At 42.5% G+C, this 6,893-nt stretch carries 6 protein-coding genes; 5 read left to right on the top strand and 1 reads right to left on the bottom strand.

The annotated features are described in order from the left end of the window. The first annotated feature begins 34 nt into the window (after nt 1-34). The 5 genes from AC2A1E_RS23630 (at nt 35) to AC2A1E_RS23610 (ending at nt 4,551) form a co-directional block, all read left to right on the top strand. Nucleotides 35-157 (top strand): FimD/PapC N-terminal domain-containing protein, encoded by a 123-nt coding sequence (locus AC2A1E_RS23630; RefSeq protein WP_484385779.1) that lies wholly within the window; start codon nt 35-37, stop codon nt 155-157. Between the two features lie 465 nt (nt 158-622). Beyond that, complete coding sequence (locus AC2A1E_RS23625; protein ID WP_484385778.1) at nt 623-1,150, top strand: fimbrial protein; 528 nt, start codon at nt 623-625, stop codon at nt 1,148-1,150. A 616-nt stretch (nt 1,151-1,766) separates the two neighbouring features. After that, nucleotides 1,767-2,486 carry a winged helix-turn-helix domain-containing protein gene (locus AC2A1E_RS23620; protein WP_484385777.1) on the top strand — a complete coding sequence of 240 codons (720 nt, stop codon included), beginning with the start codon at nt 1,767-1,769 and terminating at the stop codon, nt 2,484-2,486. Between the two features lie 21 nt (nt 2,487-2,507). Further along, the gene (locus tag AC2A1E_RS23615) at nt 2,508-3,851 is read left to right on the top strand and encodes a sensor histidine kinase (protein WP_484385776.1); all 1,344 of its coding nucleotides are present in this window, start codon (nt 2,508-2,510) and stop codon (nt 3,849-3,851) included. A 148-nt stretch (nt 3,852-3,999) separates the two neighbouring features. Continuing rightward, on the top strand, nt 4,000-4,551 hold the full coding sequence (locus AC2A1E_RS23610) for a tyrosine-type DNA invertase (RefSeq protein ID WP_484385775.1): 552 nt from the start codon (nt 4,000-4,002) through the stop codon (nt 4,549-4,551). A gap of 346 nt (nt 4,552-4,897) precedes the next feature. Here the strand turns inward: AC2A1E_RS23610 and AC2A1E_RS23605 are convergent, their stop codons facing one another. Beyond that, the gene (locus AC2A1E_RS23605) at nt 4,898-5,809 is read right to left on the bottom strand and encodes a LysR substrate-binding domain-containing protein (RefSeq protein WP_484385774.1); all 912 of its coding nucleotides are present in this window, start codon (nt 5,807-5,809) and stop codon (nt 4,898-4,900) included. Nucleotides 5,810-6,893 lie beyond the last annotated feature (1,084 nt).

Genomic DNA, 6,893 nt, shown 5'->3' with positions numbered 1-6,893 from the left:
TGCCTATACCGAATTCTATTTCAACAACCAGCAGTTGAACCTGAGCATTCCACAGGCGGCACTGAAGAGCGAGGCCCGTGGCTATGTGGCACCAGAACAATGGCAGCAGGGCGTTACGGCCCTCAGAATGCCGATACCACCAATACCAGCGTATTAGCCCTCAGCGGTGCAGGCAATGCTGATGTGGTCAACGGTGTGGGAGCGCAGACCCTCTATAACAGTATCCCCATGAGTATTGGCGAAAACCGGTTGTTAAGTGTTGAAACCCTGGGCTTCTAGGCGCGCTATTACCAAACTCTGACAACGGTAATGCCAGGCAAGGCCACCGCAACGCTGAATATCACTTATCAATAACTAAGTAACGCGGCGAGTATTTACACTTTGTTATCAGTTGTACAAATAACAACACAGAGATAACCAAAGTCTCCATCATGCATTTCGGAATAAACGTAAGCTAAGCCCATCATTTAGAGCCGGTGACTCACCGATATCAAATGAAACCCCCCCATGCGGTGGCACAGAAGATAATTCGATGATGACGTCCCACCTCAAATTATCATTGGGTTTAATTACATAAAGCGGCATTTAGCTATGCCCAAAAGACGGATTGAAAAGAAACATTATGAAAAAGAGCATCATTAGCGCTGCGTTGTTTTCTCTGGTTGTTGCCACCCCTGCCGTATTTGCTGCTGACGGTACCATTAATTTTATGGGCGAAATTACCGATGTCGCTTGTACGGTTGATACCGACTCACAGAACCTGACGGTAACGCTGGGTAAAGTCGCCTCCAGCGCCTTCAACGGCATCGGCAGCACAGCAGCACCCACCCAGTTCCAACTGGTACTGAAAGATTGCCCGGTAGCAGCCACCACCGCAGTGGTGAAATTTGATGGCACCAGCGTTGCCGGCGACAACAGCGTACTGGCACTGACCCCTGGCGTAGACACTGCTGAAGGCGTAGCCATCGAGCTTTCCGATGCCAGCCAGCAGGTAGTTAATCTGTTTGAGAACTCCCAGCCTTATACCCTGGAAACCGGCGTAGGCTCTGTCACCAATCTGAACTTTATTGCTCGTTACAAAGCCATCTCCGATACCATTACTGCCGGTATGGCCAACGCCAGCGCCCAGTTCACGATTATTTATCAGTAAACCTATCGGCAGCGAAGCCATTGAGTATTCAATGGCCTCGCTGCACGTTTTTATTCTACCGGGCATGGCGTTTGTTGCCTGTCTCATAAACGACGGTGGTGCCTGAGGGTTATCTGCCATTGCCCCATCGTCTTTCTCACTTTTTCACCCGGTGAAATATCTTTTCTTTGTTATCCATTCACCACAGATCAAACCAGATAAACAGCTCAGATATCTCTCTCATAAATCCAGATAACGTCATGGCTGCCCCTTTGCCCCAACGGCAGAAGCAGCACAGAATCTCATAACCTAATGATTTTAATCACAGTTAAAAATTAATTTGCGAGTACCGCAATACCCCAAGCCTGCATAGCACCGTCCCGAACGCGTCATAATGCTAAAGAGTGATAACGGCTCTGGATGCGCAGCACCAAGCGCTAAATACCTAATTAAGCATTTCAACTGTCGCAAAAACCGAACTGCGTACATAATTAAAAAGCAGAGTGGGCTCATTTAAATAAGTGAATTCATTGTTCTATAGCACATGCATACAATGACATTTTTTAAATGACAAAAATTGTCGTTTTAGCGCAAATTGATAGACTTTTCTTATATCACTAAATTAATGAGACTTTTTATGAATGAAAGAAAAACTATCGTTCTGGTTGAGGATGACAAACCCTTGGCAACATTGATTTCCGATTTTTTAAGGAATCATATGTTCGACGTTACGGTGATCGGTGATGGTGAATCTGCCGTCACCCATATCCTGCAACATCATCCTGACCTGGTATTGCTGGATATCATGCTGCCGGGCAAAAGTGGTATGGATGTCTGTAGGGAACTCGGGGGGTTATATCATGGGCCGATTATTATGTTAACGGCTCTGGGGGAAAGTCTCGATCAGATCCTGGGGTTAGAACTTGGGGCTGATGATTACATTATTAAACCCGTTGAGCCTAGAGTGTTACTCGCCAGGATCAGAGCCCAACTCCGTCGTGTGAGTAAATCCGTCGTGGTAGAAAAGAAAGAGCCGGTGAATCCCGTACTGGAGCTCGGGCAGTTGGTCATTATCCCAAGTTCCCGAACCGTTTTTCTGTATCAGCAAGAAATCCCTATGACGACGGCGGAATTTGATCTGCTGCTGCTGTTGGCTAAAGACGCAGGCAAAGTTCTCACGCGCGATCAACTGTTGATGGCACTGAAAGGCATTGATTTCGATGGGCTGGATCGCACAATAGATATTCACATATCCCGGTTGCGCAGGAAGCTTGACGATAACACCGAAAATCCCAAAAAAATCAAAACAATCAGAGGAAAAGGATATCTTCTGAATCGTGATGGTTGGAATGAATAGCACAGTCAGGGCGCCTAAAAGATGAAAATAAACAACTGGCCTAGAGTCATCATGTTTTTGAGGTTTTATCTATTCTGCCTGCTATTTGGCTTCGTTATCTATGCCATTATAGACTTTGTAAAAACACGCACTATGACAGTCTTAACGGCCCGGGCGCACTATGAACTTATTCAGGAAACCATTAATTTGTTAGAAAGAAAATACCTTTTACATAAAGAGGGAGAGTTGGATGGAAAATTTAATGAACTGAATGAATACTCAATTTACTCTGTCAGAGTCGTGGGTGCGGTTAACCTCCAAAAGGAACTTCCCGCAGATAAATACGCCAGGATACTTAAAGGAGAGATAGTCATCATTAATGATGATACTGCCCTTAAAAAAATCAGAGGAACCAATAAAGTTCTTTCTCTCAATGCAAGCCAGTTTGGTATTGGAAACATAATATCAGAAGATCGGACTATAAGATATCGTGTATATATTAATGGAATGCTGTGGCTTGCTTTATTAATTGCACTATTTTGTTACAGTTGGCTCAATCCTATTTGGTGTGACGTAAAGAAAATACGCCAAAAAGCCCTGCTTCTGAGCGCAGGGGATCTGAAGGCCAGGGTAGAGGGGGCATCATCGGCTATCTTCAAACCCATTGCTAGCGCGCTGGATGAGATGGCGGATAAAATTCAGGAGGCAACCCTGATGCGCAGAGCTATGACGACTACCATGGCTCACGAGCTTCGTACACCGATCGCCAGGATAAGGTTTCATCTCCATAACTATCTCGAAGAGAAAGAAGCTGATAATAAAGAAGCGATAATGAATAATATCTACGATGAAATTAATTGCGTAGAGTCATTAATTGATACCGCACTAAGTTATGCCAGCATTGCAAACTATAATAAAATATTCTTTCCGCAAAAGCAGTATATCTCCACCTGGTTTGATGAACAGATTGATACAGCCATTAAGGGGAGTAAAAACATTCAGTTTATAAAAAATTACGACAGCAATCTTGGTTGGGTTTATATGGATATGAACTTAATGGAACGTGTATTGAGCAATTTATTTGGCAATGCCAAAAAGTACACTAAGAGCATAGTTCAGGTGAACGTAACACGTACTGAAGAAATCCTCACTTTTTCTATCGAAGATAATGGTAAAGGGGTCGCTCCTGAGGATGTAGATAAAATCTTTAAACCGTTCTACAGGGGAAAAGGCAACAAGAAATTAGGGATTAGAGGCTTTGGCTTAGGGCTGACTATCGTAGATAAAATCGTTGCGTTGCACCGGGGCACGGTCTACGTGAAAACCTCAGAACTCGGCGGCGCCAGTTTCGTCGTAGAGATACCTTGTGATTATCAACATCAATAACAGCCTTACATTTAGAAACATTAGCTACAAAAGACAACACAGAACAACCAAAACGCAACAAAAGAGCAACCAAACCCACCACCTAAGAGTACATAAAATCAGTAGGATACATGCATCAATCAGTGACAGGTAGCTCCAGGAAAAAGTGGTGAGAACAAGAAAGTACTTAAATAAAAACGAGGTAGATCGTTTACTGGCAAGTGTTGCGCGCGGGAATAACTACTATCGGGATCAGTGTATGATTTTGATGTGCTATATCCATGGTTTTCGGGTAAGTGAGCTAACAGCGCTGAAACTCTCCGATATTGATTTAGTGAACAAAAAAGTTCACGTTAGCAGGCTAAAAAATGGCTTTTCAGTTCAGCATCCGTTGCACGATATTGAAATCACATTGCTTAACGCTTGGCTTGGGCAACGCTCAAGTTATTTAAACGCGGACAGTGAGTGGCTTTTCCTTTCGCGCCACGGAACACGGATCTCGCGCCAACGATTTTATAAAGCGGTTAAAAGCTATGGGGAAACAGCAGGAATCAGTGTGGTTGTCACCCCGCATATGTTGCGCCACTCTTGCGGTTATGCACTAGCAGAACAAGGTATGGATACACGTTTAATTCAAGACTATCTTGGGCACAGAAATATCCGTCATACGGTACTCTATACGGCCAGCAATGCGGCCAGGTTCAAGTCGATTGTTTTCTAACATCGTGCGGTATCTCTTGGGATAACAAAGAACGTCAGGCGAAGTTTAACAGGAACAACCTGTCTTTATGTATAAACAAAAATATCTAAAAGCGAGCAACACCTCGCCGGAACAGTAGGGCTAGGCTCGGGCGGGATTTCTCAACCCATAGCATTAACCATCATTAATGGCCACACCTGGATGAACTCCTATTCCATGGACTACCTCCTCATTACTCAAGAATCAGTTAATTTCTGATAGCCCACTAAATTTATGCCACAAGCAGTTCAAATTATAGTGCGGCATATATCACTTAAAATATAATGAGCATATCAATATCGGACCATGACGCAGTCTGTGTACAAACTCAATCCCAGTTGTAATTTTGAGATTCCCGATGAAACTCATCCATCAAATTTCTCGCCGCTAACGTTAAGGGACGCTCTGAGGAATAGATTAAGCAGAATTCAGCATTAGGCATAGCTTCTTTCACTGGAATAGTACAAAGGTTTTGCGCGAGAAAATGTGTACGGACCATCGCTTTGGTCGCAATAGTCAGGTAATCCGCATTCATAACCATTTGTAAAGCGGCGGTACCCGTACCGCGCATTATTGCTTTTTTCTGATAATTTTTTGAGCCAAATAACAATAATTCCAATTGATCATAATGCCCCATCGTTGTTACAGGCAAAAACCAATCCGCCTCCTGCAACTCGGCTAATGATGCGCAATTTGCCAAAGAATGTCCTTTGCGGGCATATATGGCATATGATGTATTAAATAGAGGTTCCTGCACAAGCCCGCTCAGGTATTCAGAAGGTATGTTGGCACCAATAATAAAGTCCAGCTTGCCTATGCGCAGGAATGGCAGCAGCTCAGATATTTGCCCTTCCATATTGGTAATACTTGATTTTGAATATTTTTTTTTAAATCTTTTCAAAGCCCCTGGGAATATAGTTAAAATAGGTAACGATGACAGCCCTATTACAACAGGCCCTGATGTCAAGTGTTTGAGGTGCTCAATCTCATCCAAGGCACGGTCTAACTCATTTAATACCAACTCAATACGCGCATTAAATAATCGGCCTGCTTCGGTTGGTATCACACCACCGCCGCCTCTTATTACCAATGCCGTCCCCAATACCTGCTCCAACTCCTGTAAGCTGCGTGTGACCCCTGGTTGTGATTGGTCAAGCGCCTTGGCTGCGGCACGGATACTGCCATGCAGTATTACCGCTTGAAATGCCTGGAGTTGTTGGAGCTTTGGCAAGTATCTCATAATACCTCTATTTATTTATACGTATTATAGTTTAATCTTTTAAATAAAAAAATTATATAACCATCTTTAATTCCATGACAGTAATATAATTCACAGGCTAGATTGTTACTGACAATATCTCTTTCAATGTCACTAAACATTAACCTCCTTAATTGCCAACTCTAGGTAACGCTAGCCATAGATATCCCGCTCTATCTGTAGTAGTCAATAACACCATTCGTAATTAATCAATTTATTTAATTGGTAGTTAATACTACCAAACTCTCAGGCAAGCAGAATAGCACTAAGAACAACAGATGGCAGAATTTTTTCATTATTGACTTCCTTTCCTTAATTAATCATCCTTAACGCTTCTGTTATAAACAGAGTAAATCACAAATAATATTCAACCAAAATTCTATTTTTATTCAGTTAAAAAGGGGGAGAAACCTTAAAAAGGTGAGATAACAAGAGTAATATACGCAGCAAAAAACAGCCTAACATGCCAATGAGATTCAATATAGGATTTTTCTCTGTTCTAGGGTAGATGTTTTTTTTCTATACACAATGCAGTTTTGTTATACTCTGATTATAAATACATCTCGTCGAAAATGTTAGGTATGTCGACCCCCTCAGCGATATCAACCCAATAGACAGATTCACTGAGCCACTTCAATCCATTGATAAACATTAGAAAAAACCATTACAGCATCTCCCTGTTATGTTAGCACTCTAATTTTTCACGCTGTACTTTTCTAGAAGTGACGCGTCTGTTGAAAAATCTCAGTAGTAAAAACCGCTTTTTCGTTCATGATGATGTCACTAAGATCGACTTAAAAATATCATTTACGAATACAGATTTATCTTAGTTTTATTCCAGGGGGAATTAGGGATGAGAGTTCCGCAATGACAGAAGCGCTTTAACTTAAGCCGAAATTCGGGTTATTAATGGAGAAAGGGATGAAGAGAGGTTATAGCAGGCGCTACGACAAATGACGTGATTAGTTACCACTCATCATTTGATGATCAACGTCAAATTGTCGTGACCGTATCCTACTTTATGGCGAGGATAGAGTAAGCGCCTACGATCTTAGCTGATGAAGCC

Source organism: Serratia sp. HNCC26DJ206 (assembly GCF_057180605.1).
This window is presented reverse-complemented; position numbering and strand designations above follow the sequence as displayed.

Bases quoted from the DNA above. Each gene is read 5' to 3' on its own strand.
- AC2A1E_RS23625 (WP_484385778.1), top strand. From the start codon at position 623: ATGAAAAAGAGCATCATTAGCGCTGCGTTGTTTTCTCTGGTTGTTGCC.
- AC2A1E_RS23620 (WP_484385777.1), top strand. From the start codon at position 1,767: ATGAATGAAAGAAAAACTATCGTTCTGGTTGAGGATGACAAACCCTTG.
- AC2A1E_RS23615 (WP_484385776.1), top strand. From the start codon at position 2,508: ATGAAAATAAACAACTGGCCTAGAGTCATCATGTTTTTGAGGTTTTAT.
- AC2A1E_RS23605 (WP_484385774.1), bottom strand. From the start codon at position 5,809: ATGAGATACTTGCCAAAGCTCCAACAACTCCAGGCATTTCAAGCGGTA.